Below are 26,436 nucleotides of genomic sequence, written 5' to 3'. Positions count from 1 at the left end.
TTATAGATTTTTTACGCAACTATGATGCAAAAATAAAATTCAATAATTAAATTTGCAACATTGTTGCATAAATATATTTATCATGAAGCCATCAATCTATATCCGTTCGTTTAGTATCAGCCTTATAATTCTTTGCAGTTGCCTAAGTTTCTCGTGGCAAGTAACGCCTCATAAAATCGTCTGGAACGATTTAAAAGATGTGAAGTTTAAGAAACGATTCAATAAACAAGTGAGTATGTATGTGCTTTATCCTGAGTTTGGCGATAAGGTAAAAGCTTTAGAAAGCAAAGAGGTAGAAATAAGAGGCTACATGATTCCGGTTGACCCGGCAGAGAACGTTTTTGTTTTATCGGCGTACCCTATGGCCGCTTGCTTTTTTTGTGGCGGCTCAGGGCCGGAGTCGATTATTCAGCTTAAAATGAAGAAACCTCGCAGATTTGCGACCGACGAAGTATGGACAGTAAAAGGCACTTTGAAACTAAATGCCGATAATATTGAAGAACTAAACTATATTTTGCAGGATACTGAGCCTGTAAGAAAACACTGATTAACAGAAACTAAAACAAGCACAGCCATACAGGCTTTGTATGGCTATGCTTAAGGTCTCTTTATTTAACCTTCGGAAGGTTTACGGGCAGGCCGAAAATTCCTACGCTTCGATTTATTTTTGTTATTCGAAGGTTTCTTAAACCTTGTTTTTGGGCTACTCACTTTATATTCAGGTGCTGGGCCTAGTCCGAGGCTTTCGGTAATATTTTGTTTTTCTACCTCTTTCTCCAATAGTCTCTCTATATTAGCAATGCGGTATTGATCTTTTTCATTAATAAAAGTTATGGCAGTACCTGTGGTTTCAGCCCTCGCTGTGCGTCCGATTCGATGAATATAATCTTCGGCGTCGCGTGGTACATCAAAATTAATTACGTGGCTCAGGTTATTTATATCAATACCTCTCGAAAGTACATCGGTAGCTACCAGAATCTTGTATTGCTTGTTTTTAAAATCACGTAATACATTCTCTCGCTCTTGCTGTGTACTGTCTGATGATATTCCTCTGGCATCCCACTTCAATTTTGTCAGTGCTCTTATGATTTTATCAATCATCATTTTCTGTGACGAAAATATAATCACCGACTCCACATTCGTATCTTTTAGCAGATGTGCCAGCAACGGAACTTTTTGCATGTCGTTGGCCAGATAAAACTGTTGGTCTATTCCCTCAGCAGGTTTAGAAGTTGCCAGCTTTACCTCCTCAGGATTACGAAGAATTTTATTAGCAAAATCTCTTATTTTTTTAGGCATTGTAGCCGAAAACATCAAGTTTTGGCGTTTGGCGGGCAAATGCTTCAATATAAAAAGAATATCATCGGCAAAACCCATGTCAAGCATTTTATCGGCTTCGTCAAGCACAAGGCATTTAATTTGGTCAAACTTCACTTCTCCCGATTTCATGTGTGCCATCAAGCGCCCCGGTGTAGCGATGATTATATCGGCTCCCTGAACCAGTGCTTTACGCTGTTGATCCCAATCTTCCCCTTTACCCCCACCATAGATAGCAATGCTTGTAGCATCAACAAAATAGCTGAATCCCTCAATTTGTTCATCAATCTGCTTGGCAAGCTCACGTGTAGGCACAAGCACCAAGGCAGATGTATGGTTGCTTTTAGTACGAATTACCTGATCGAGTAATGGAATAAGATAAGCAGCTGTTTTGCCTGTGCCGGTTTGTGCAGAGGCGATAAGGTCTTTGCCTGCAAGAATAATAGGAATGGTTAATTCTTGTACAGGAGACGTCTGGATAAAATTCATGGCATCTACGCCGGCCAATAGGTTTTCGTGTAGATTAAGTTCGTTAAATTGCAAGTTTAGCTAAGATTACAGTTTGATAAAATGTAAATATAGCGTTTAGAAACGAAAAATGTATAGAATAGCCTATATTTCAGCTATTCTATACATTTTTATTTGCTTTAGCAACTCGCTAAGAAGTATATTTTTACTTAAATAAAAACTTACTAGGCGCAAGTTCAACTTTTACCGAATCTATTAATTCGCCTGTTGGTTTATATCTGAAAGCATAACCTGCCTGGTTATATGATGGCGAAATACCAGCATAAATTACATTTGCTTTAGGATCGAATCCTAAACCAGTAACTGTACGTTTAATTATAGGTGTTGTTGTTGAAATGGTAGCATCACTTATATTGAAGCTATATACTTCACCACCTGTTGCCCAATGTGCATAATCAAAATAAATAGTTGTTTTGTTAGCATTTAGTACTAGTTTGCCTGGCGTTTTCTCAGTGGCAGTTTCAGTGCTTATTGTGGCTTCTACGGCTTTAGTAGTAGGATTAATACGCAAGAAATCTTTACCTGTTGTACACCAGATTTTGTTATTAGCATCAAGAACAAGGTTTGAAGCCGGGCCTTTTATATTAATCTTACTTGTTACCTCATCTTTAGTTATATCAATTACTGAAATTTCTTTTTTATCAACGTATGGATTATTCCCTACAAAAGCCTCGTTGCCTACCACTACAATGCCCTCGGCTCCGTTTTGTAAAGTAATTTTCTTCGTTACCTTATTAATTAATAAATCAATTACTAATATATATCCAGGATTATAAGTGTAGTCGGGATTAAGAATATCCCAGCACACAACATAAGCCTTATTAGCTGCAACTTTAATGGCATTACGTGGATTTTCTACTTCTTTAATACTTGCTATAGATTTAAACGTACGGGCATTTACAATCTCAATTGCATCTTGTCCGTCAGTAGAGTTATCTACCAGAATAATCCCTTTATCATCTACCTCTGCATAACCATTAATTATTCCGATAAGTGGACGAGAATTTTCTTTTTGAAATACGTCTGTTATAGCTGTTTTAGAATCTGGCTGTATAAAAGAAATAGAGCCATTATTTTGCAAGAAATTCCCTTCGTTAACCACAAAAACTCCTGAATCATAAGGTTGTGCGGGTTCTGTTTCTTTGGTTTCGCAAGAGAAAAGCGCTACTGAAACAAAACTAAGTAGTACTAATTTTTTGTAATTCATTTTATTATTTATTTATGTTTAAAACTAAGTTGATTGCGTAGTTTCGGCCCGGCATAGCATTGCGCTTGGAGCTCAGGTATAGTTCATCGAAAATATTATTGACCTGAAAAAACACTTTCCCTTCAAGGTGTTTCCAACGTAAGCCGTTTTCAATTATCAGATTGAAAATCTGCTGCCCGTCAAACCATTTGGAGTTATCAAAAGCGGTGTATCGTCTGCTATTGGCTTGCCATTGGAGCGTAGCACGGAATGGCATTCCGTGTTCTTTCAATAGCCCGTTTTTGCCAAATGATAGCGTTTGGAAGAAAAGATTAGCCGTAAAATTATGCTTGGGTATGTAAATCAATTGTTTGCCTATTACATCAACCGAATAAATGTCGTAAGCCTTTTGCTGTGATGAATGAGTAAATGAATAATTTGCCATTAAACCTGACGAAATTTGCTTATGCTGATAAGCTACTTTCTGCGAAAACTCAATGCCTTTGGCCAATACTTGTTGCAGATTCTGCACCTTGTAGTTTACCTCAGGATTCCAGTAAACCCAGTTATTGATCAGGTTATGATAGGCATTTAAAGAAGAACTCAAACTGAAATCATTTTTGGTATGATTCCAGTTTATACCTAGTTCTTTGTTGAAGCCATCTTCTGGTTTTAGATTAGGGTCGCCTAATTCAGACCAGTAACGCTCGTTCATTGTGGGGATTCGGTAGCTTCGGGAAATGTTACCTGTTAATCTGACAGATTTAGCGACTTGGTATTCAAGTCCTAATGCTGGTGCCAGCGGAGGGTCGAAGCTCTTAACAAATGCCTGACGGGCGTTGAGTGTGGCCAGTAATCTTGCCGAAAACTGATACCTCAGCCAAGCGAAAACATCAAGCCTGTTTTCTGTAATTTTGCTTCCACCATAACCATCTACGTGGGCTATTACGTGTGCAGCCTCTGTACCGATGTGCGCCGTAAGTTTAGAAAACTGCCATTCATGCTCGGCCCGTATCAGAAAACGGTCGATAGCTGTACGGCTGGGTTTATCAAAATTACCTCTACCAAAATTGGTTATATCTTGCACATACCCTCCTCTAAGTGTCAGTTTTTTTATCTGATAGGTATTCAATACCCTGATTGATTGCGTCTGCAAAACTTCTCTTGTGTGAATTGACTGAGGCGCAATCACGGCGTTATTGTCTGATAACCACACATTGAGCGAAATCTGGTTTTGTTTTTTTGTGAGATAAAATAAATCCTGAATAAAGCCTTTCGAGTCGGTAGTTGAGCGCTCAACAGGATAATAATTCCGCTCGGTATATGGATAATTGTTATTGAGAACGCCTTTATAAAAAACAGTTTTAGAAGAAAAACGCTTACCCGACAAACGAGCGCTGAGTTGTGTTTGCCAGTTATCAAAACTTGCTATTCGTTGCCCAAAACTCAACTCTGCTTTTTTCTCCCATGTGGGTTTCGAATCAAGTAGAATACTCCCCCCTATTGCATCAGAACCTACCACGCACGAAGAAGAACCATATTGAATAGCCAACAAATCGAAACCTGCTGTTGGTAGTGTCGAGAAATCGCTCTGCCCTGTACTTGGTGAGTTTATATTAATCCCATTCCAGAGCACTGCCGTATGGTTGCTAGATGTACCACGAAGCCCAATGCTTGTCAACTGCCCGTTACCATAAGGGCGAAAATTAACCGGTGCCTGAAAAGACAAGAAGTCGGCGAGTGTCTGAAACTTTGCTTGTTGTAGAGTAACCGAATCAATAGACTGAATTTTCAGCCCTGCCATGAATCGTGCCGGAGCAAAAGTTTTTACCGTAACTTCGTCGAGCGCTCTGCTTGAATCGGTCTGGGCAAAAACATGCATTGACGACAGTAAAAACCACGCCAAAACCAAAGGGTATCCCTTTGACAACAAGCATCTAACTGAAATGCTCAAATAATATAAACCTAAATGATGAATGATAAACTGCCGCTCATTTGTCTTCATCCGCCGTAAAGTACAAATAAGAATAGCCTTAGGCAGGTCTCCTGACTTGTTTCAACATTTCAGGCCTTCCCGTATAACAGTGACCATGCAGACGAAATGTATTGATGAAACTTACAGTTGCGGGGACAGTTCCCGATTTAAACGGGATTCCCTTTTAAGCCTTGAAATAATTATCGGAAATCATATAAGGCACCTATGAACTGCTGCAAAGGTAAGGAACGATTTTAAAATAATAGCAATTTCATCAAAAAATAGTAGTTTACGGGCTTTCGATAGTAATTATGAAAACAGATTAATTAGTTCTAAAATCTTGCGAAATCTATGTTTATATTCGCACAAACAAAACCCAGATACTTATGACCAAGAAAAGAATTGCCATTGATATGGACGACGTAATGGCCGCTACCGGAAAAAAAATCCTGAAAACTTATAACCATATTATTGGTACTGCTTTCACCGAGCAACATTTTGAAAATAAAACCTACTTTGAGATTTTCGACGAAAAAAATTACCACAAGATAAGAGAAGAGATATTTAAGCCAGGTTTCTTCCGAGATGTAGAAGTAATGGCCGATGCAGTAGAAGTAGTACAGAAATTACACGAAAACTACGAGGTATTTATCGTTTCAGCAGCTACAGAATTCCCGAACTCATTGAAAGATAAAATGGATTGGCTGGAAGAGCACTTCCCGTTTATTTCGTGGAAAAATATTGTACTTTGCGGAGATAAAAGCATTGTAGCAGCCGACTACATGATTGACGACCACGAGAAAAACCTGAAAACTTTTAAAGGTAAAACCTTGATGTTCAGTGCTATTCATAACCAGAAAGTAAACGGCTATCAACGCTTCCGCTCTTGGAAAGAGATTGAGGCGTTTTTTGAAAATGAAGTCTGAGAAATTAAAACCTGCAACAACACCAATGACCCCAAAACAAATTGTAGAAAAACTGGCATCTTTTCCGAACAGAGGTGTAGCAACGCCTAACGAAATACCCGTGCTTGAGTATCTGAGCAGTTTGTTTCCAGCGCAAGAGGTAATACAAGAGTCGTTCAAAACCCCAAAAACTTATATTGCTATTGTCTGGTGGCTCATTGGTGGCTTGGTGGTAGGTTTATTAGCCCTCAACTTCTACCCTATTTTCGGGCTTTTTATTACGCTTATTTTCGTAACATTGGCCATGTTGTATTTCAACTGGTACGCTTCACCTGTTGCCAGCTTTCCGCCCTTAGTTACTTCTCATAATCTTGTTATCAAGCAGAAAAAGGCAGAAAAACCTAAGCCTAAAAAGCTTATCTTGATGGCCCACTGGGACACAGCCCCTATTTCGGTGCTTTACATGCCTCAAATGGTAGGTAATTTCAGACAATCACTAAAAATCAGTTTAATGTTGATGGTCGTTGCCCAATTTGTGGCTATCTCGCAGTTTTTAGTGCCCAACAATTTCATTATGCTTGTAGGTAACATTCTAGCCTTTTACTTTTTGTTGCAAGCTATAATAGGTACAATAGATTATTTCCGTTTAGGCTATTCGAATGGTGCTTCTGACAATGCCACCGGAGTAGCAGCAGCTATTGAAACTGCACACAAATTATGGGGTAAAAATCTGCCTAATCTTGAAATTGAACTTGTGCTGACAGGTGCCGAAGAAGTAGGCATGATTGGCTCAAGAGCTTACATGAAAAAACACTACACCGAGTTTAATAAAGAAACTTATCTGCTTAACTTTGATACACTAGGTAAAGGGAATCTGAAAATTATTACACAAACAGGCAGTTGGTCGAATATTGTTTACGATAACCACCTGATACAAGTGGCCAAACAAGCTGTTACGGAATTACCAACTTTAAAAAATGTAACCACAGGTGCCTGGCATACAGCCGATTTCGACTCGGTTTGGTTTCAGCGGGCGGGCGTTCCGGCGGTAACTTTGGCGGCACTTGATGCTCACGGACGTATGCCAAATATTCATAGGCCAACCGACATTCTATCGAACGTAGATTTTTTACCTATGGAAAAGGCTATTATATTAGCAGAGAAAATCGGAGAAAATCTGAATCACACTTAACCTTCCTCTCTATGAACCGTAACCAGACTATCATTTTTTTCACACTCTCCTGTATAAATATCATTTCAGGGCTTATCAATATTGAGTGGCTGGGCTATATCTCAAAACCGCTGTTGATGATTACCCTCGCATTTTTTTACTTTCATCATACCCGCTCTACATTCAATAACAGAGACAAGATTGTGATACTCGGCTTATTGTTTTCTTGTTTTGGCGATACTTTCCTGATGTTTCAGAAGCAAGACCATATATTTTTCTTATTAGGCTTGGGTTCGTTTTTATTGGCACAAGTTTGTTATATCGTTTTATTTCAACAAGAGGGCAAATCATTACATTTCCGTTGGTTGCCATTTATCTCTTACTCCTGTTTGTTGCTATTTTTTCTGCTCAATAAAATTCCGGCCGACTTTAAAATTCCAATCATTATCTACGCAATTGTTATTACGCTAATGGGCATTAGAGCCAGCGAAAGACAGGTAAATGAGAAAAGCAAATCTTACGAATTAGTGCTGATTGGTGCTGTTTTGTTTATTATTTCCGATTCTCTTATTGCGCTTAGCAAATTTGTAGTAAATATTCCCCTTTCTGGCCTCTGGATTATGAGTACTTATGTAGTAGCACAATACCTCATTATTCATGGATTATTAATTAGTCGCCGTACTTAAAATACATAACTAAGTTTTTCGTTTTAGAAGAAATGTTCTAATTTTAAACTTCTTGTTCAATGAAAAACTTAGCTAAAATTGGCTACATAGGCTTATTCTTATCAGCCTTTATCTGTTGCATACCACCTGCAAACACACTTATTGATGAAACCGATAAGTCTTTGATTAATGTCGCTGGAGAAAACATTTATTCAAGATTTAATACGCCTATTGGCTTTGAAAGAAGCCCTGTTCAACAAAACTCCTTTGCTGAATACTTGCGGAATCTCCCACTTAAAGCAGCAGGTACAAAGGTGCGGTATTATGATGGCAGCCTCAAACATAAAGAGGTATATGATGCCGTAGTAGACCTAGATATTGATAATAAGAACCTGCAACAATGTGCCGATGCCATTATACGTTTGCGAGCCGAACATTTTTATGCGCAAAATGCCTACAATAAAATTTCGTTTTCACTTACCAATGGCTTTCGTACAGATTATTCGGAATGGATGAAAGGAAACAGAGTTGTAGTAAAAGGCAACACAACTTATTGGCAAAAATCAGCGAATGCCTCTAACACTTACAAAGACTTCCGTAATTATCTGAACTTTGTTTTTGCTTATGCCGGTACGCTCTCGCTCGATAAATCATTATTCAATAAACCAATAAAAGACTTATCGATTGGTGATGTCTTTATTATTGGCGGCTCGCCGGGCCATGCCGTAATTGTAGTTGATGTAGCACAAAACCCAAAAGGTGAAAAAGTATTTCTGCTAGCGCAAAGTTATATGCCCGCACAAGAAATTCAGATTCTGAAAAATCCTAACAACAGGCAGCTAAGCCCGTGGTACTCAGCCAATATTACTGATGAACTAATAACACCTGAATGGACATTTAAAGCGAATCATTTGAAGGGTTGGGAGAGGTGATTTGTATTAAGCTTTTGTATGCGATTCCCCTTTCTTCCGCTTCCTATGCGAAGCAGGCGAAATCAACTCTGCCATATCACTTAATTCAAGTTTCAGGGCATTCATTGAGAGGGTTATTTCACGAACCGATAGTGTGAGGGCTATAATCTGTAATAGCAATGCACCACCAAAAAACCATTTAGCAGCTAATTCCCGCTCCACAAAAATCAGTAACATACATACGGCACTAAGCAACAGGCTCGAGATGGCAATAATCTGAATATTACGTACGATTCTGATGCGGCGTTGTAAGCCTATAATTTGGGCAACGATATTCTCTTTTTCTTCTTCGGTTTTGTATTTCACGTGCAAATCACGTATCAGACTCGCCAAAGCCAGAAAACGGTTAGTAAAAGCAATCATCAGTAATGAAACTGTAGAGAAAAGAAGTGCCGGAGTACTAATAGTAAGTTCCATTATATATGATTAAGCGAGGCTTGCGGCCTCGCTAGTATCTGTTAATATCGTTGTCGTAAAACTATTCTTATGCGTAATTACCCGAAATATAACCTTGTAATGACGCAATCTGTGATTTTTGTTCATTAATAATTGTAGATACCACATCGTTGATAGAAATAATACCTACCAGTTCTTTGCCGTCCATTACGGGTAAGTGTCTGATATGTTTATCTGACATAATTTGCATGGCATCTTCCAATTTGTGTTCCAGGTCTATCGTAATCACCTTAGCTGTCATTACATCTTTTACCAATGTGGCATCAGAGTGCAAGCCTTTCAGCACAATTTTACGTGCATAATCACGCTCAGAGAAGATTCCCGAAAGGTTTCCATCATCTATCACTAAAACTGCTCCGATATTTTTATCTGCCATTTCTACAAGGGCATTGTATACGGTTGTATCCGATGAAACCGAGAAAAGAGCATTGATTTTCTTTTTTTGCAATATCTGACGAATTTTCATAGGTATATTAATTAAAGGTGATAAAACAATTACAATTTTATAAAAAAAATCAAACAATGCAATAGTTTGAAAAACAAAATTAAATTATTAAATTTGCACCCCTAATTAGTAGATATGCTTTGCAAAAACTGCTGATTAGCAATAAAAAATATATTCATTTTAAATTTACCATTTAAAAAATGTACGCAATCGTAGAAATCGCAGGTCAGCAATTTAAAGTTGAAAAGGGTCGTACGCTCTATACTCACAGATTAGAAGGCGAAGCGAACGCTGAACTTGTATTCGACAAGGTTCTTCTTGTTGATAACGGCGGAGTTATTTCAGTAGGTGCTCCAACCGTTGAAGGTGCTTCAGTAAAAGCAACTATTATCGAACACCTTAAAGGCGAAAAAGTAATCGTTTTCAAGAAAAAACGCCGTAAAGGATACGTTAAGAAAAACGGTCACCGTCAGTATTTGACTAAAATCCAAATCGACGAAATCGCTGCGTAAAACATTTGGTTGATTAATCAACCGCAAAAAAATTATTGAAACTCAAAATTTAAAGAGAATAAGGTCATGGCACACAAAAAAGGTGTAGGTTCGTCGAAAAACGGTCGCGAATCAGAAAGTAAACGTTTAGGCGTTAAATTGTTTGGCGGCCAAACGGCTATCGCCGGAAACATTATCGTTCGTCAACGTGGTACCAGACACAATCCAGGTATCAATGTAGGTGTTGGTAGAGACCATACACTTTTCGCATTAACTGACGGTATCGTAGAATTTAAAAAAGGACGTGACGGAAAATCTTTCGTTAACGTTGTTGCAGAAGCTTAAACCTCTGACAAGACTTTTTAGAACCTGCCCCTATGGGCAGGTTTTTTTGTGCCCTATCAAACTAATTTTTGAGGAATAGTGTTCTGAAAACAATAAAGTTGTTTAGAATTGTTTCTTTCTTTTAAAAATACGTTGTTTTGGCTGCGCCTTCATCAAATAATTTCAACAATAGCTCTGCTATTCTTTCATTATTTGATTTGTCTCGCTCAAAACACCAAATTTTTAAATTGAAATTAAAATTCCAAACAACTTCAAACACACTATTCATTTAATATATATTCGATTGTCATGCTTAAACGCCAAGTAATGATTTACACCGAGCTAAGTCCCAATCCAAATTCAATGAAATTTGTATTGAACTTTGAGTTGGCTCCAGAAGGCTTATCGTTCGATTACCCAACAATTGCATCTACTGCCGAAGAAGGCAAAGCTTCGCCTTTGGCTTCCGATTTATATCAATTTCCGTTTGTGAGAAGAATTTTCATCGCAGCCAACTTCATTACCATGACCAAAGATGAAGATACTGAATGGGAAGATGTAGTATATGATGTAAAACAATTTTTGAAGATATATTTCGACCAGGAAAATCCTGTTTTTGCACAAAAAACAATTGATAAAAATACCTTGATTATTGATGCCAACGACTCAGCAGTTGTTGCCAAAATCAAATCAACGCTTGACCAATATGTACGCCCTGCGGTGGAGTCGGATGGAGGCGCTATTAACTTTGCTTCGTTTGACGAAATAACCGGCCAGGTAAAGGTTTATCTGCAAGGTTCATGCAGTGGTTGCCCGTCATCAACAGTTACGCTTCGTGATGGTATTCAACGTTTGTTAACAACCATGGTGCCAGAGGTTAAAGAAGTTGTTGCTGAAGGTGTATAATACGCTTATAATTGCATAAAATACAGAGAGCAGGGTTATTGCCCTGCTCTTGTTATATAGAGTAAATACGTTTTATATTACGTTTCTTTCTCCCAAACTGCCTGATTAATTAACTCTGCTATTACAGCTGTCCAGCCTGTTTGGTGCGATGCCCCTACCCCACGTGCCGAGTCTCCATCAAAATATTCGTAAAATAATAATAAATCTTTGTTGCCTGGCCTCTTATAGAACTCCTGATAAGCACCATGCACAGGTCGCTCACCAGCTTCATTCCTTTCAAAAATACTTACCAGTCTGTTAGCTAAAGCCCCCGAGACCTCATTCAGATTCATCAATTTACCCGAACCTGTCGGAAATTCCACCTTGAAATCATCACCATAAAACTGATGATATTTCTTCAATGCTTTTATTATGAGATAATTAATCGGCATCCAGACGGGTCCTCGCCAATTAGAATTTCCGCCAAACATACCCGAATCAGAATCTCCCGATACATAGTTTATTGTATGATCAATACCTTGTACATTAACAGAATATGGATTTTGCTTATAATATCTCGACAAAGCCCTAATACCTCCTGCTGATAGAAACTCGTCTTCATTGAGCATTACCTGCAACAGTTTTGTGAGCATAGCTCGGTTTACTAAGGTAAGCAAGATGTTGCCATCGTCGGCCATTTGCTCACTTGGCAAAAACTTATTGGCTTTTATTCTATAATCTCTTATGTATCTTATACGCTTTTTAAAATCGGGCAGATTGGAAATTTTCTTCTGGTCGATAATCGAAACGGCAAATAAAACACTAAGCCCTACAATTGAGCGCACTTGCATAGGTGTAATTTTGCCCCCTTGTGTATAAAGTAAATCATAAAAGAAATTATCGTCTACATCCCACAGCCCTTCGTTAAGTGACTCAGCAATTAGCACAAAATGCTCATAGAATTTTGTGGCAGTATCTTCAAAACTAGGGTCGTGCTGTGCAATTTCTAAGGCAATATCCATCATATTGAGGGCATACATGGCCATCCAGGCCGTGGCATCTACCTGCTCTAAATGCGAGTTAAGCGGTAGGTTATCACGGTCTATCACTGCAATATTGTCTAAACCCAGAAAACCTCCGGTAAAGATATTATTGCCATTTTCGTCTTCACGATTAGCCCACCAAGTAAAATTGATAAGTAGTTTCTGAAATATCCGTTTCAGAAAGTTTACATCTCCCCGGCCACGAAGTGTGCACTCAATGTGGTAAATAGACAAGGCCGACCAAGCATGCACAGGAGGATTGACATCAGAAAAATTCCACTCATAGGCCGGTATTTGTCCATTTGGGCTCATATACCATTCTCTGGTAATCAGAATCAGTTGATTTTTGGCAAAGGTGGGGTCGAGCATTGCCATAGGTATGCAATGAAAGGCCAAGTCCCAAGCGGCATACCAAGGATACTCCCATTTATCAGGCATCGAAATCACATCCTGATTTTTCAGATGTATCCACTCGGCATTTCTGCCTACAAAACGCTCATTAGGCGGAGAAATCTGATTGGGGTCACCCTCGAGCCAACGCTCAATATCGTAGTTGTAATATTGCTTACTCCACAAAAGCCCGGCAAAGGCTTGTCGCTGGATATTTGTTAAATCAACTAATTTGGCATTAGTTGATTGGTCGAGTTCTGTTGTTGCGTTGTGTGCGTTTTGCGGCACAAATTGCTGATAGAACTCTTGAGCTTCTTGGCGTCTATCTGAAAATATCTGGCTAAAGCTATGATTAAAAGGGTCAACATTTTCGGTACTTGTTAAGCGGAGAACTATCTTTTCAGAAGAATGGCTCTCAATATTTAATTCGTAAACGGGTGCAAATTTTGTTCCTTGCTTATTACTTTTTAATAACTCATAAAGCTCGGTATTATTCTGGCAGATAGCCTCGTGAAAAGCATCTTTTACAAAAGGGCTACTATTAGCAGCTCCGAATACCCGCTCTAAGTTTGTTTCATTTTCAGTAAACAGCGTATTTTTGGCCGGTTGAAAATATAAAAAATAATCGCCCAGGGTTTCGTGGCTTGCCCGTACACAAGCATCAGTATGGGTTTGTATAATTGGCTTTGTCTGCAAATCTCCGTAAGCCCACCTGTTCCGAAACCATAACGTTGGCAGAACCCAGAATTTTGCGTTTTCGTTCCCTCTATTAACTACCTCTATCTGAATACAAATATCGTCCGAATTGTTTTTGGCATATTCTACAAAAACATCAAAATACTTATTGTTGTCAAAAACACCAGTATCTAGTAGTTCATATTCTGGTTGTTTACGGCCTCTATTCCTATTTTCTTCGATTAGTTTTTCATACGGAAAAGCCTCTTGCGGATACTGATAAAGATACTTCATGTAATAATGCGTCGGCACATTATCCAGATAATAGTAGAGTTCCTTAACATCTTCACCATGATTCCCCTCGCCATTGGTTAAGCCAAAAAGACGTTCTTTCAGAATACTGTCTTTACCATTCCAGAGTGCCAATGCAAAACACAGGTTTTGTCTTGAATCAGATATACCACCAAGGCCATCCTCTCCCCAACGATACACACGTGAGCGAGCATGGTCGTGCGGGAAATAATTCCATGCATCGCCATTTATACTATAATCTTCCCTTACGGTTGCCCATTGTCTTTCAGACAGATAAGGCCCCCATTTTTCTAAGGGAACTTCTTTTTGTGCATTTATGTCTAATCTTTCCTGCTCCGAAGTCATACCATCACTAGCTTAGTTTTTTTGGATTTAGATGAATTATTGATTATTTACTCATCAACCACCATCAACAAAACTTTCTAACACAGCCATTCCGCCATCAATCAAGATACTTGCACCTGTAATATAGTCTGAATCGTCTGAAGCCAGAAAAACAGCTAGTTTGCCTACATCGCTGGGTTGCCCTATTCTATTATAAGGTATCAAACTCATAAGGCTGTTCAGTGCCTGTGGTGTTTCCCAAGCGGCTTTGTTAATGGGAGTCTGAATAGCACCCGGACATATATTATTGACACGTATTTGTCTATCGCCATACTCTTGTGCCAAGCTCTGCATAAACATCTTGATAGCCCCTTTAGAAGCAGCATAGTTGATATGCCCTGCCCACGGAATTTGCTCATGAACCGAACTCATGCAAATGATTTTTCCGGTAGCCAATGAGCGTTCGGGCACAGGGCCACGGCGCAGAAACTCTCTGATGGCTTCTCGGGCACATAAAAACTGGCCTGTAAGGTTAATATCTATTACCGTTTGCCATTGTTCGAGCGTCATTTCATCAAATTTTGCATCTTTTTGTAAACCAGCATTATTTACCAGAATATCAATTGTGCCAAACTCTTCAATCGCTTGTTTAAACATGGCCTGCACCGCCTCTTCTTTACTCACATTGGCTTGTATAGCAATGGCTTTACTGCCAAAAGCCTTTATTTTTTCGACTACCTCGTTGGCAGTATCGGCATTAGAATTATAATTTACTATTACGTTAGCACCGGCTTCGCCTAATGCCAGAGCTATTCCCTCGCCAATACCCGAACTTGCGCCCGTAACAAGCGCAGTTTGCCCTGCTAGTTTTTTTTCTGCCATAATGGATTCTATTAAAATTAAGAAAATTGTGAACTTCAGATAAGCCCCAAAAGTGGCTTATTATCTTAACCAAAATGCGTGGCATCTTGTTGAGACAAATTACGAGTAGAAAAATGAAAAGCTTATTGAAGAGGTATTAAAGCTTGGTTAAAATAAATAAAGCGCAAAATTGAGTTTGCGCTTTATAAAAAGTTTCACAGCTTATTATCTGCCATAATCTTAGCCAGAATCCCTTCTTTCAGTGAATAATTTGATACACGGATGTGCTTGATTTCAAAAGCTTGTATAATGTATTTAATCAGGCAAACGGCTACCACTATCATATCAACCCTTAGCTCTATCATGCCGGGAATTGCCATTCGCTCTTCGTGGTTTTTAAAGATTAGTTCGTCATAAGCATGATAAAACTCGGGGAGTGAGTATTCAAACCCAACTTCTGTAGCTGGCGGCAGCATACCTTTTTCTTTCATAAAAAACATATCTATGAGCGTATCAAACGAGCCCGATGAGCCAACCAGGGTTTCGGGTGCATATTGGTGGCAGGCGTTAGCTAATGGCAATAGTTGTTCACGGAAGAAATCATCCATTTGCTGCACCGAACGCATCGAAATAGGGTCGCTTTTCATAAATTTGTCCATCAAGCGTTGGCCTCCTATCTCAAAACTTTGTTTCCAGAAAATCTTATCCTGATTACAGATGATAAACTCTACACTCCCGCCACCGATATCCATTATCATCGATGTTTCGTTAATCTGAACCGCCTCTCTTACACCATAATAAATCAGTTCAGCCTCTTTATCGCCCGAAATCTCCTTTATAGTTATTCCTGTTTCCTCTGCTACCCTTTCAATAAATTCGTCTTTGTTACCTGCATTCCTGATGGCACTCGTGCCAATGGCAAAAATATGTTTATCACTTACTTGCTGGGTATCTATTATACTTTTGAAGTGTTTCAATACGGCTAAGGCCCTTTGAATACCCTCTTCTGAAATAATGCCCTGGCTTATGCCGCCTTTGCCAATTTTAGCCGGAATCGACTCTTTATAAAGTGTATGTTTTTTATCAACTATTAATAAATGAAAAGTATTGGTACCTAAATCAATAACGGCGGTTTTCATGAAGAAGCGTTTAAAATGACTAACGAATGATGCAAAGCTACATTATTTCAGAAAATACCGAAGGTTATAGGCAATTTAATTTCCTGAAAAACAAATAATTGTTTGAAAAAAACAATTATTCTTTCTAATTTTGCAACCCCAAACAAAAGGAGGTGTATTTATATGTTAGTAGTAAATGTAAAAGAAAACGAGTCTATTGATAAAGCGTTGAAACGTTTTAAAAAGAAATTTGAAAAAACGGGTGTATTGCGCCAATTGCGTAAACGTCAGGCTTTTGAAAAACCTTCTGTAGCTCGTCGTAACGAAATCATTCATGCTCGTTACGTTGGTCAATTAAGAAGCAACGAAGATATCTAGTCAAAATCAATTAACACAGCACGATAAATTTCGTACAGTTAATTGTTTCCTGATATATTTTAAACCATATTAGCAGTTTCATTTGCCACGCAAATTGTTTACTGTTAGTATGGTTTCTTATTTTTTACAGCATATCCAATTCGAAAAACGGCTTAGCCATCATACGATTACTGCTTATGAGAGCGACATGAAGCAGTTTTCGCTCTATCTCCAATTTCAGTATGAGTTAAAAATGCCCGAAAAGGCCGACTCACAGATGATAAGGTCGTGGATTGCAAGTATGGCTGAGGAAAAAATGGACAACCGGAGCATTAACCGTAAAATTGCTACGCTCCGCAGCTACTATAATTTTTTGCTGCGCCATAAGGCTATTGAGGCCGACCCTATGCTCAAAATCAAGGCGCTTAAAACTGATAAAAGTCTGCCCAGGTTTGTAGAAGAAAAACCCATGCAAACCATGCTCGATGATGTGGAGTTCTCAAACGATTTTGTGGGCTTGCGTGATAAACTGGTGCTAGAATTACTCTATGGCACAGGTATGCGCCTCGCCGAATTGATTGGCTTGAAAATAGGCGATATTAACCTATATAATAATACCCTGACAGTGCTAGGTAAAAGAAACAAGCATCGGGTAATTCCTATTAATAAAAGTCTTGTTGAGGCCATTAATACTTATTTGAAATACCGTGAAGAAGTAGTGCTTGAAAATGAAGAGAACAGAGATAACCACTACCTGATATTGACTGACAATGGCACACAGGCTTACCCCATGTTTATACAACGCCTTGTAAAAAGGTACTTATCTTTAGTTACCTCACTCGAGCAACGAAGCCCCCATATATTAAGACATACCTTTGCCACACACCTACTAAACCGAGGCGCCGACCTTAACGCTATTAAAGATTTATTAGGCCATTCAAGCCTTGCCGCCACGCAGGTTTATACCCATAATACCATTGAAAAATTAAAGAAGGTTTATCAGAAAGCCCACCCTAAGGCTTGATTTTCTTAAACCCTGCCACGCACACCTATAACATTCAACCTAAAACTATATTTATTAATGAAAAACTATGCCTATACGCTCTGCCTGATAGCGGCGGTATCTATTGCTTATTTTTTTCCTCAATACTTTATCGAAATCAATGGTTTTCAACTCAAAGAATTAATCATTCCGCTTTTACAGATTATTATGTTTGGCATGGGCACTACCATGACGTTTGAAGATTTTATAGGAGTAGTTAAAATGCCAAAGGCTGTTATCATTGGCCTGGTATGCCAGTTTACCATTATGCCATTTCTGGGTTTTGCACTGGCTAATACATTCTCGTTTCCACCCGAAATTGCCGCAGGTATTATTCTGGTAGGTTGCTCGCCAAGTGGGTTAGCTTCTAATGTTATTTCTTATATTTCTAAGGCAAATGTAGCTCTTTCTATCACAATTACTTCGCTGGCTACTATTCTTGCCCCATTCCTGACTCCATTTCTGATGAAAATTTTAGGTGGTCAGTTTATTGCGATAGATTTCTGGGCCATGACGCTTGATATTGTTAAAATGATTATAGTACCAATTGCTATAGGCTTTGTTGTTAACAAAGTACTGAAAGAACGTAATACGTGGCTGCAAAAAATATTACCCCTTATCTCAATGGGCGGCATTACTGTTATTTTGGTTGTTATTACAGCAGCAGGCCAAAAATCGTTACAAACTGTTGGTTTAGCCTTGGTTTTTGCTACCATAATACACAATATAGGTGGATTCATACTCGGATATTGGAGTGCACGCCTATTCAAATTATCTGAGCAAGATTGCCGCACTGTTGCCATTGAAGTAGGCCTGCAAAATGCAGGTTTAGCGTCAGGATTAGCCAAAGCTATGGGTAAGCTAGCTACAGTTGGAATCGCCCCGGCTTTATTTGGCCCAGTTATGAACATCAATGGGTCGTTATTAGCCAGTTTTTGGAGTAAAAAATCAGTAGACTAAACTACTATTAAAAGAGCTGCACAAGTAAACTCGTGCAGCTCTTAAAAATATATTCACAGAATACTATCTGTTAGTGTACATACCATCGTAATATTTCAGGTAATCGCCGCTGGTTACGTTTTGAAGCCAGGTGGTATTTGCCAGATACCATTCTACTGTATTGGTTAAACCCTCTTCAAACTGAAGTGAAGGTTCCCAGCCTAGTTCATTCATTAATTTAGTGGCATCAATAGCATATCTTAAATCATGCCCGGCACGGTCTTGCACATAGGTAATCAGTTTAACTGATGTTCCTTCAGGACGCTCCAGTTTCTCATCCATGATTTTGCACAATAAATGCACTAAATCAATGTTTTTCCACTCATTAAAGCCTCCGATATTATAAGTTTCGCCGTTTACACCATTGTGGTAAATCACATCAATGGCACGGGCGTGGTCTTTTACATAAAGCCAGTCTCTCACGTTTTCACCTTTACCATATACCGGCAGAGGATAATTGTGAATGATGTTGTTAATCATTAAAGGTATCAGCTTCTCAGGGAAATGGTTCGGGCCATAGTTGTTTGAGCAGTTAGATACCACAACAGGCAATTTATAAGTGTTATGATAGGCTCTCACGAAATGGTCAGACGAAGCCTTTGATGCCGAATAAGGTGAGCGAGGGTCGTAGCTTGTAGTTTCAAGGAAGAACTCTTTAGGGTCGTGTAGTTCTCCATAAACTTCATCAGTTGATACATGGTAGAAACGCTTGCCTTCGTAATTGCTTTCTTTCCAAGCTTCACGGGCAGCATTCAACAAGTTTACTGTACCAATCACGTTGGTCATTACGAATGCCATCGGGTCAGTAATTGATCTGTCAACGTGTGACTCTGCCGCTAAGTGAATTACACCATCAAAATTATATTTTGTAAACAATGCTTTTATGAAGTCAGCATCTACTATATCTCCTTTTTCAAAGATATAGTTTGGGAAGTCTTCTATGTCTTTTAAGTTTTCAAGATTGCCGGCGTATGTAAGTTTATCCAGGTTAACTATCTGATAATCTGGATATTTATTAACAAACAAACGAACTACATGTGAACCTATAAAACCTGCTCCACCAGTTATTAAAATGTGTTTTGACTGCATTGGATATTCTTCGATTTTTAAATTTATATATTTTTCTTTCATAAAATATGTGTCTCATAAAACCAAGACCTTATATTCTATTTTTTATTTTCAGCAATTTTCTGTTCCCATCTCCAGGCATCAGCTACACTATCTTCCAGAGTCTTTTCGGTTTTCCAACCCATTATTGTTGCCGATTTCTCTACACTACCATATATTTTCTCAACGTCGCCCGCGCGGCGTGGGCCTATTTCATAATTCAGCTTCAAGTCATTTACTTTCTCAAATGCTTCAATGATTTCGAGCACGGTGTTTCCTCTGCCTGTACCCACATTAAACACATCATAATACTTATCTTGCTGATTAGCAAGCAATTTTAGTGCCGAAACGTGAGCTTTTGCCAAGTCAACCACATGAATAAAGTCTCTTACATTAGTACCATCGGGCGTGTTATAATCATTACCAAAAACCGTCAGCTTCTGTCTGATTCCAATAGCTGTTTGGGTAATAAAAGGCACCAGGTTACTAGGTACACCTCTTGGTAACTCACCAATATGCGCCGACGGATGCGCACCTATCGGGTTAAAATAACGTAGTGCAATAATTTTAAGCGGATTCCCTGCCGTAATGGTATCGCGCAGAATATCTTCACATATAGTTTTGGTATTGCCATAAGGCGAGGCCGCCGGTTTACGTGGCGTATCTTCTGTAACGGGAATCTCGTCTGGCTGCCCATAAACAGTACACGAAGACGAAAAAACAAGGTTTTTAATACCCAGTTTCAGCATTACTTCTAGTACTTTCAGAGTCGAACCGATATTATTTTCATAATATTTCAAAGGTTTCTCAACCGACTCCCCTACTGCCTTATACGCAGCAAAATGTATGATTCCTTCTATATTTTCGTCTTTACAGATTTGTTCTAATGCTTCTGCATCATTACAATCTTTTTCGTAACATTTGATAGTTCTCTGCAAAATTTTCTGCAATCCATCTAGCACACTCTTTTCAGAGTTATCAAAGTTATCTATAATTACGGGTTCGTAACCTGCATTCACTAATTCTACTACTGTATGTGAGCCAATAAAGCCAGCCCCGCCTGTAACTAAAATTTTCATATGCTAGAATATACTTAAAATGTTTTTGAAAAAGTTTTTTACCAAAACCGTTTGTTTTTTTAACAAAAGTATGAATTTAGAGGTGTAATTAGAAAAAATTGAGCTTTGAAGTTTTAATTTGTCAGCAAACACATATTTAATTCACTGACAATCAACAACTTAATAATACAGAAAGAGGGATAGCTATGAAAGAGTCCGAAATAAAAGCATTAGTTACACTGCTCGATGACGATGACATTGAGGTGGTACAACACGTAGAAAAGCAACTGCGAACCATAGGTGGGTCGGTTATTCCGTTATTAGAAGACCATTGGCAAGAAAACGGGTTAAACCCGATATTGCAAAAAAAGATAGAAGACCTTATCCATGATTTACAATACAATTTGTTAATTACTCGCCTTGTAGAATGGAAAAATAATGGACATCAGGATTTGCTAGAGGGTATGTGGCTGGTAACAACTTATCAGTACCCGGATTTGAGTCTGGAAAAACTTCGACAAAGTATCAATGACATTTACTTTGATGTATGGTTGGAGTTCAGAGACGATTTACACCCGCACGACCAGGTAAGAATCTTGAATCAGGTATTTTTTGAAAAATATAAGTTTGTATCAAACACCAAGAATTTTCACTCCCCTGCCAACTCAATGCTTAATCAGGTTTTTGAGCAAAGAAAAGGTAACCCCATTTCGCTTTGTGTAATTTATATGCTCATTGCCAAGCGCCTTGGTATGCCTGTGAGCGGTGTGAATTTGCCGAGCTTGTTTGTGCTAACATATAAAAATCCGCAAATACAGTTTTATATCAATGTATTTAACCGTGGGTTGATTTTTTCGAAGGCTGATATAAGCAATTATATCAAACAAATGCATTTGTTACCACAAGATAGTTTTTACCAGCCCTGTACAAATCTTGACATTATCAGCAGGGTATTTCGTAACCTGATAGTATCGTTCGAGAAAGTATCTGACCTAGAACGTGTGCAAGAAGTTGAAAAAATCTTAAAGATTCTTACTGAATAGAATCCTCTAGCAAACCGAAACAAGGTAATATTTATCTATCTTTTCAACAATCATGGCATATTGCTCGTCAATATCGTTGATTTTGAGACGTCCGTTAATAACCTGTTGGTCTTTCTGAAATGGAGTAATCAACAGGTTATCAATAAAAATAACTTTTCGTTTACCATATAATTTATACAAAGCTTCTTTGGCCGACCAATAGATACAAAGTTTATCTAAATCACTATCGGCATCAGTTCTCTCTGTTTCTGACAAAAATTTTCGTGCAATTCGTAAAAGTTTTTCACTAGGTTGTTCCATATCTATACCCAAAGACTGGCTTTCGTGCATTACTACCGCTATGTATCCGGCAGTATGCGTGAGCGAAAACTGCCATTCAGAACCAACTAAGTAGGGTTTACCGTTTTCGTCTTTTCTTATACCCAGATATTTAATACCCAATTTGTTTGCAAGATGCCTGATTGTAAGCCTGCTACAAAAAAACTCTATTTGTTTTTGTGGGTGGCTGATACCGGCTAATTCAGCATCTGTCAGAATTTCAGACGGTAAAAGTGCCTGTAATTCATCATGCGACTCTGTGATTTGCCACACAGCTAAATGAGAATTATTCTTATATTGTTTTTCTATAATAACGGGCATAGCTTATTAAACAACTCTTTTGTATTTGTACTCTATTCATAAGATTTCGGCCGTAAATAAAAGATAATATACTGTAACCTGAAATCTGATTCAGATATTTTTTTATATTTGTTTGAATGACGAATCACCTATTGTTTTATTAATCCTGCCTATGAACACTACGCAAGAAGCCCTTGCTGAAACAGCTCCCGAAATTGTTTCTACCCGTGTTTTCAATGTTTCAAGAGAATTACTGTTTCGAGCCTATACCGACCCTGAGATTCTGCAAAAATGGTGGGGACCAAAAGGCTTTACCAATACTTTTCATGAGTTTAATTTACAAGCAGAAGGAGAGTGGAATTTTACGATGCATGGCCCTGACGGTGTAGATTATAAAAACAAAATTGTTTTTATAGAGATAGTACCTCATGAAAAGATTATATTCCACCATGTAAGTGGGCCAAAATACCGAGGCTGTATAACATTTACTAATACTTCTGAAACAGCACACACACACTTAACATATAGCATGACTCTCCAATTACCAAAGGTTTATAGCAAACTTAAAGATTTAATAATTGTAGCAAATGAAGAAAACTTTGACCGTTTAGAAGAAGTTTTCAGAAAAATTAAGAAAAAATAAAAAAATGTGGTTTAAAATAGCAGCATATTATTTTATTTTTTCGTCTTTTGTCTGAATGCTTTGCTTTTTTGTATCTATTTTTTTGGCATACATCTAAAATTTATGGATATTTGAAAACAGCATTTCATAAAAAACTAAACTATAATACTTTATTCTTATGATTATTGAATTTAATCTGAATAGACTTAACTAGGCTATTATTCTAAAAATTTATCTACCATTTTTTAAGAGTTTCAACAATTCTGATTATTTATTTTTTTTGAATTATTACAAGTTTCTCTTGCATATATAGCATTTTCTTAATATTTGTCGATTAATCCGGCTTCTATATGTGTGGTAATTATTTATTTTTAATTTATTTTTATTTTCTTTAATTAATCCTATAACAAACTAAACGCGAATGAACAAACTTTTACGAGTTTCATTAGGTTGTCTATTCCTCTTTATTTCTTTTTGGGGAAATGCACAAGATGTTGACGTAACAGGGAAAGTTACCTCAACTGAAGACGGTAGCCCGCTACCGGGTGTTTCAATTACAGTAAAAGGCACATCAAAAGGTACAACTACAAATGTAGACGGAACCTATAAAATCAGTGTTCCGGCTAATGGTATTCTTCAAGCCAGCTTTATTGGTTTTACTACTTTAGAACAAGCCGTAAATAACCGTAGTATAGTAGACTTTTCACTTGTATCGGCCACTCAAACCCTAAACGAAGTGGTTGTAACAGGTTATGGTTCACAAATCAAACGTGATTTAACGGGTAACATCGTTAAAATCAAAGGTTCTGATGTGGCCGATATGCCTGTTACTACTTTTGAGCAGAGTATCCAAGGTAAAGCAGCCGGTGTGCAAATTAACCAAGGTACTGGTAAATTGGCACAAGGTATTCAGATACGTGTGCGTGGTCAGTCGTCAGTTTCTGCTTCTAACGAGCCTCTTTATGTAATAGATGGTATACCAATGACACAAGGAGACCTTTCTATTTCAGGAGGTAAAACAAACCCATTAGTAGATATTAACCCACAAGACATTGAATCTATTGAGATTTTGAAAGATGCTTCGGCAGGGTCTATCTATGGTGCACGTGCTGCCAATGGTGTAGTGTTAATCACAACCAAGAAAGGGAAAACCGGTAAAACTAATGTTACTTTTGGTATGCAATATGGTAAAAGCAAGCCAAGTAATATCTTACAGTTTTTGAATACTAAGCAATATATGGACTTCTACCGTCAGGCGGCAGCTAACTCTGACGCCCTTGATGGTTATGACCCAAGCGATCCTGATTCGTATACTTCATATATGGAGAGCTTCTTCGCAACACAAAGTTTAGGAACTCTAGGTACTGCACAACAAGCCGATACTAAGTGGTCTGACTTGGCTTACCAAGATGCACCATCTCAACAATACGATTTAAGTGTAAGCGGTGGGTCAGAAAAAACTACCATCTTTGTATCAGGCCAGTTCTTAGACCAACAAGGTATTCTGGCAGGTAATGCTTTCAATCGTATGTCGGGTCGTTTGAACCTTACCCACAAAGTTACTGATAAATTAACAGTAGGGATGAATATGGGCCTTACTCGCTCGTTTAACCAACGTGTGTCGGGCGACCGTCAGTTCGACAACCCGCAACAGTTGGTGGCTCTTCCTCCGATGACACCTTCAACTGACCCTGAAACAGGATTACCTGTAGGTATGCCTCCGGGAGACATTTCGATTCCTGTTTATTACAATGCCTTAATCAACATTGGTAATGCTTACTATAATACTACTGTTCACCGTAATATTGGTAATGTATTTGGCGAATACAAGTTCTTTAAAGGTCTTAGATTCCGCTCTGAACTAGCCGTAGATTTATTAAATCAACAAGAAGAGCAATATTATAACAGCAAAACACAACGCAACTTTGGCGCACCTCAAGGCTACGGTTACAACCGTTTTGTGAGAGTAGAAAACTACAACACCAACAACTATTTTGTATACGATAATACAATTGGTGTACACTCGTTTGATGCTACTGTGGGTATGTCGTTTCAGAACTCAATTTCGAAGTCAGTTGCTGCTGAAGCAAGAGATTTTCCTTCCGATTCTTACCGTATGCTAGCCAGTGCAGCTACTAAAACAGATGCAACCTCGGCAGAGTCTCGTTACAACTTCCTTTCTTATTTTGCTCGTGTAAACTATAAGTTCAACGAAAAATATCTAGTAGGTTTAAGTGCACGTACTGATGCTTCGTCTCGTTTTGGTAGAGACAACCGTTATGGTTTCTTCCCTGCGGTATCAGCTGGCTGGATTCTTTCAGAAGAAAACTTCCTTAAAAACATTGAGGCTATCAGTTTCTTGAAACTTCGTGCAAGCTGGGGTTTAACAGGTAATGCTGAGATTCCGAATGCTGCACACTTAGGATTGTTCTCTGGCGATGCAAGATACGGCGGGCTTCCTGGTCAGCGTCCTTCGCAGTTAGCTAACCCTAATTTACAATGGGAAACTACCAAACAAGTTGACGTTGGTCTTGACTTCGGGTTGTTAAAAAACAGAATCAACGGAGAGATTGACTATTACGAAAAAAATACAACTGGTTTATTATTGAACGTAAACGTACCAGGTACTTCAGGTTTTGCAACACAATTCAGAAATGCAGGTTCATTGACCAACAAAGGATTTGAATTTGTATTAAATACCGATAACCTTGTAGGCCAGTTTAAATGGAAAACCAGCTTAAATGCTTCTACAAACACCAACAAAATTACTAACCTGCAAGGACAAGTAATTGAAGGAGGTTTGAATAACATGAGCCGTGCCGTTGAAGGCCAACCACTAGGTGTATTCTATACAGTAGAATATGCAGGTGTTGACCCAGCAAATGGAGATGCATTGTTCTACAAAAATACACCAAACCCTGATGGCTCGTTGAGCAGAGAAACAACGAATGTTTACTCGCAGGCACAACGTGTAGTAGTAGGTAGCCCGCTTCCTAAATGGATTGGTGGTGTTACTAATACTTTCAGCTATAAAGGAATTGAATTGAGCGTATTCTTTAACGGTGTATTCGGTAACAAACTTAACTTCTATGGTGTAGGCCGTTTCTCTTCTGCTAATGGTCGTTATGAAGATAATCAGACAGTAAATCAATTAGCTGCCTGGACTCCTGAAAACCCTAATACTAATGTACCACAAGCACGTTTATTCTTTAATAATGGTGCTCAACCATCAAGCCGTTTTATTGAAGATGGTTCATTTGTACGCTTACGTAATGTAACGCTTGCTTATAACCTTCCGAAATCGGTTATCAGCAAGGTGAAATTAAGCAATGTAAGATTGTATGTAACTGGTCAAAACTTATTGACATTTACTAAATATTCTGGATGGGATCCTGAAGTAAATGCCGATGATATTGTATCAAATATTGCAATAGGTTATGATTTTTATACTACACCACAAGCAAGAGTTATTATGGGTGGTTTAAATATCAGTTTCTAATTTCTTTTTCGATAAAGAACAGAAAGCAGTATTATTTGATTTAATTATT

Annotated in this window: 25 protein-coding genes and 1 riboswitch; of the genes, 14 read left to right on the top strand and 11 right to left on the bottom strand. The window is 38.3% G+C overall.

All coding sequences use genetic code 11. The features are described 5' to 3' along the window. Positions 1-82: 82 nt before the first annotated feature. On the top strand, positions 83-547 hold the full coding sequence (locus WAE64_RS17075) for a DUF3299 domain-containing protein (RefSeq protein ID WP_340238650.1): 465 nt from the start codon (positions 83-85) through the stop codon (positions 545-547). A gap of 65 nt (positions 548-612) precedes the next feature. On the opposite strand, the gene WAE64_RS17070 is transcribed toward WAE64_RS17075, so the two are convergent. From WAE64_RS17070 to WAE64_RS17060, 3 genes are all read right to left on the bottom strand, one after another. Continuing rightward, positions 613-1,860, bottom strand: a complete 1,248-nt coding sequence (locus tag WAE64_RS17070) for a DEAD/DEAH box helicase (RefSeq protein ID WP_340238649.1) — start codon at positions 1,858-1,860, stop codon at positions 613-615. A gap of 130 nt (positions 1,861-1,990) precedes the next feature. Further along, entirely contained in the window at positions 1,991-3,052 is a 1,062-nt protein-coding gene (locus WAE64_RS17065) for a DUF5074 domain-containing protein (protein WP_340238647.1), read from the bottom strand. A gap of 4 nt (positions 3,053-3,056) precedes the next feature. Beyond that, positions 3,057-4,913, bottom strand: coding sequence for a TonB-dependent receptor plug domain-containing protein (locus WAE64_RS17060; protein WP_340238646.1), 1,857 nt, complete (start codon positions 4,911-4,913; stop codon positions 3,057-3,059). A 137-nt stretch (positions 4,914-5,050) separates the two neighbouring features. Further along, positions 5,051-5,248, bottom strand: a riboswitch (cobalamin riboswitch). A 144-nt stretch (positions 5,249-5,392) separates the two neighbouring features. Here WAE64_RS17060 and WAE64_RS17055 point away from each other — a divergent pair. From WAE64_RS17055 to WAE64_RS17040, 4 genes are read left to right on the top strand one after another with little or no spacing between them, the layout of a single operon-like run. Continuing rightward, the gene (locus tag WAE64_RS17055) at positions 5,393-5,932 is read left to right on the top strand and encodes a 5' nucleotidase, NT5C type (protein ID WP_340238645.1); all 540 of its coding nucleotides are present in this window, start codon (positions 5,393-5,395) and stop codon (positions 5,930-5,932) included. A gap of 25 nt (positions 5,933-5,957) precedes the next feature. After that, complete coding sequence (locus WAE64_RS17050) at positions 5,958-7,103, top strand: M28 family metallopeptidase (protein ID WP_340238644.1); 1,146 nt, start codon at positions 5,958-5,960, stop codon at positions 7,101-7,103. An 11-nt stretch (positions 7,104-7,114) separates the two neighbouring features. Continuing rightward, positions 7,115-7,768 (top strand): lysoplasmalogenase, encoded by a 654-nt coding sequence (locus tag WAE64_RS17045; RefSeq protein ID WP_340238642.1) that lies wholly within the window; start codon positions 7,115-7,117, stop codon positions 7,766-7,768. Between the two features lie 59 nt (positions 7,769-7,827). Beyond that, the gene (locus tag WAE64_RS17040) at positions 7,828-8,679 is read left to right on the top strand and encodes a DUF4846 domain-containing protein (protein ID WP_340238640.1); all 852 of its coding nucleotides are present in this window, start codon (positions 7,828-7,830) and stop codon (positions 8,677-8,679) included. A gap of 6 nt (positions 8,680-8,685) precedes the next feature. On the opposite strand, the gene WAE64_RS17035 is transcribed toward WAE64_RS17040, so the two are convergent. Together WAE64_RS17035 and WAE64_RS17030 are read right to left on the bottom strand one after the other, a co-directional pair. Beyond that, positions 8,686-9,135, bottom strand: coding sequence for a DUF2721 domain-containing protein (locus WAE64_RS17035; protein WP_340238639.1), 450 nt, complete (start codon positions 9,133-9,135; stop codon positions 8,686-8,688). Between the two features lie 67 nt (positions 9,136-9,202). Beyond that, positions 9,203-9,640, bottom strand: coding sequence for a CBS domain-containing protein (locus tag WAE64_RS17030; protein ID WP_340238637.1), 438 nt, complete (start codon positions 9,638-9,640; stop codon positions 9,203-9,205). 179 nt (positions 9,641-9,819) lie between these two features. On the opposite strand from WAE64_RS17030, the gene rplU reads away from it, so the two are divergent. The 3 genes from rplU (at position 9,820) to WAE64_RS17015 (ending at position 11,340) form a co-directional block, all read left to right on the top strand. Continuing rightward, positions 9,820-10,131: a 50S ribosomal protein L21 gene (rplU, locus tag WAE64_RS17025; RefSeq protein ID WP_340238635.1), complete on the top strand. Its 312-nt coding sequence runs from the start codon at positions 9,820-9,822 to the stop codon at positions 10,129-10,131. A 66-nt stretch (positions 10,132-10,197) separates the two neighbouring features. Then, positions 10,198-10,455, top strand: a complete 258-nt coding sequence (rpmA, locus tag WAE64_RS17020) for a 50S ribosomal protein L27 (RefSeq protein ID WP_340238633.1) — start codon at positions 10,198-10,200, stop codon at positions 10,453-10,455. A gap of 288 nt (positions 10,456-10,743) precedes the next feature. After that, on the top strand, positions 10,744-11,340 hold the full coding sequence (locus WAE64_RS17015) for a NifU family protein (protein WP_340238631.1): 597 nt from the start codon (positions 10,744-10,746) through the stop codon (positions 11,338-11,340). Between the two features lie 77 nt (positions 11,341-11,417). Here WAE64_RS17015 and WAE64_RS17010 read toward each other — a convergent pair whose 3' ends face one another. From WAE64_RS17010 to WAE64_RS17000, 3 genes are all read right to left on the bottom strand, one after another. Then, entirely contained in the window at positions 11,418-14,084 is a 2,667-nt protein-coding gene (locus WAE64_RS17010) for an MGH1-like glycoside hydrolase domain-containing protein (protein WP_340238629.1), read from the bottom strand. 54 nt (positions 14,085-14,138) lie between these two features. Further along, the gene (locus WAE64_RS17005) at positions 14,139-14,945 is read right to left on the bottom strand and encodes an SDR family oxidoreductase (RefSeq protein WP_340238627.1); all 807 of its coding nucleotides are present in this window, start codon (positions 14,943-14,945) and stop codon (positions 14,139-14,141) included. Between the two features lie 194 nt (positions 14,946-15,139). Then, complete coding sequence (locus WAE64_RS17000; protein ID WP_340238625.1) at positions 15,140-16,063, bottom strand: Ppx/GppA phosphatase family protein; 924 nt, start codon at positions 16,061-16,063, stop codon at positions 15,140-15,142. A 162-nt stretch (positions 16,064-16,225) separates the two neighbouring features. Here WAE64_RS17000 and rpsU point away from each other — a divergent pair, with 162 nt between their 5' ends. From rpsU to WAE64_RS16985, 3 genes are all read left to right on the top strand, one after another. Further along, on the top strand, positions 16,226-16,420 hold the full coding sequence (rpsU, locus tag WAE64_RS16995) for a 30S ribosomal protein S21 (RefSeq protein WP_130023557.1): 195 nt from the start codon (positions 16,226-16,228) through the stop codon (positions 16,418-16,420). 109 nt (positions 16,421-16,529) lie between these two features. After that, a complete protein-coding gene (locus WAE64_RS16990; protein WP_340238624.1) occupies positions 16,530-17,423 on the top strand; it encodes a tyrosine-type recombinase/integrase in 894 nt (297 codons plus the stop codon). A 57-nt stretch (positions 17,424-17,480) separates the two neighbouring features. Beyond that, positions 17,481-18,401: a bile acid:sodium symporter family protein gene (locus WAE64_RS16985; protein ID WP_340238623.1), complete on the top strand. Its 921-nt coding sequence runs from the start codon at positions 17,481-17,483 to the stop codon at positions 18,399-18,401. Positions 18,402-18,464: 63 nt separating this feature from the next. On the opposite strand, the gene rfbB is transcribed toward WAE64_RS16985, so the two are convergent. Beyond that, positions 18,465-19,529, bottom strand: coding sequence for a dTDP-glucose 4,6-dehydratase (gene rfbB / locus WAE64_RS16980; RefSeq protein WP_340238621.1), 1,065 nt, complete (start codon positions 19,527-19,529; stop codon positions 18,465-18,467). Between the two features lie 77 nt (positions 19,530-19,606). Continuing rightward, positions 19,607-20,626, bottom strand: coding sequence for a UDP-glucose 4-epimerase GalE (gene galE, locus WAE64_RS16975; protein WP_340238618.1), 1,020 nt, complete (start codon positions 20,624-20,626; stop codon positions 19,607-19,609). Positions 20,627-20,811: 185 nt separating this feature from the next. Here galE and WAE64_RS16970 point away from each other — a divergent pair, with 185 nt between their 5' ends. Next, positions 20,812-21,648, top strand: a complete 837-nt coding sequence (locus WAE64_RS16970) for a transglutaminase-like domain-containing protein (RefSeq protein ID WP_340238616.1) — start codon at positions 20,812-20,814, stop codon at positions 21,646-21,648. Positions 21,649-21,654: 6 nt separating this feature from the next. On the opposite strand, the gene WAE64_RS16965 is transcribed toward WAE64_RS16970, so the two are convergent. Then, a complete protein-coding gene (locus WAE64_RS16965) occupies positions 21,655-22,287 on the bottom strand; it encodes a 4'-phosphopantetheinyl transferase family protein (RefSeq protein WP_340238614.1) in 633 nt (210 codons plus the stop codon). Positions 22,288-22,438: 151 nt separating this feature from the next. Here WAE64_RS16965 and WAE64_RS16960 point away from each other — a divergent pair, with 151 nt between their 5' ends. Both WAE64_RS16960 and WAE64_RS16955 read left to right on the top strand, forming a co-directional pair. After that, entirely contained in the window at positions 22,439-22,909 is a 471-nt protein-coding gene (locus WAE64_RS16960; protein WP_340238613.1) for an SRPBCC domain-containing protein, read from the top strand. A gap of 400 nt (positions 22,910-23,309) precedes the next feature. Further along, positions 23,310-26,387, top strand: coding sequence for a SusC/RagA family TonB-linked outer membrane protein (locus tag WAE64_RS16955; RefSeq protein WP_340238612.1), 3,078 nt, complete (start codon positions 23,310-23,312; stop codon positions 26,385-26,387). Positions 26,388-26,436 lie beyond the last annotated feature (49 nt).

Origin of the sequence: Emticicia soli (genome assembly GCF_037860775.1) — a bacterium.
In the GTDB taxonomy this organism is placed as follows: Bacteria; Bacteroidota; Bacteroidia; order Cytophagales; family Spirosomataceae; genus Emticicia; species Emticicia soli.
The sequence above is the reverse complement of the archived record's forward strand: the minus strand, read 5'-3'. Positions and strand labels throughout refer to the sequence as shown.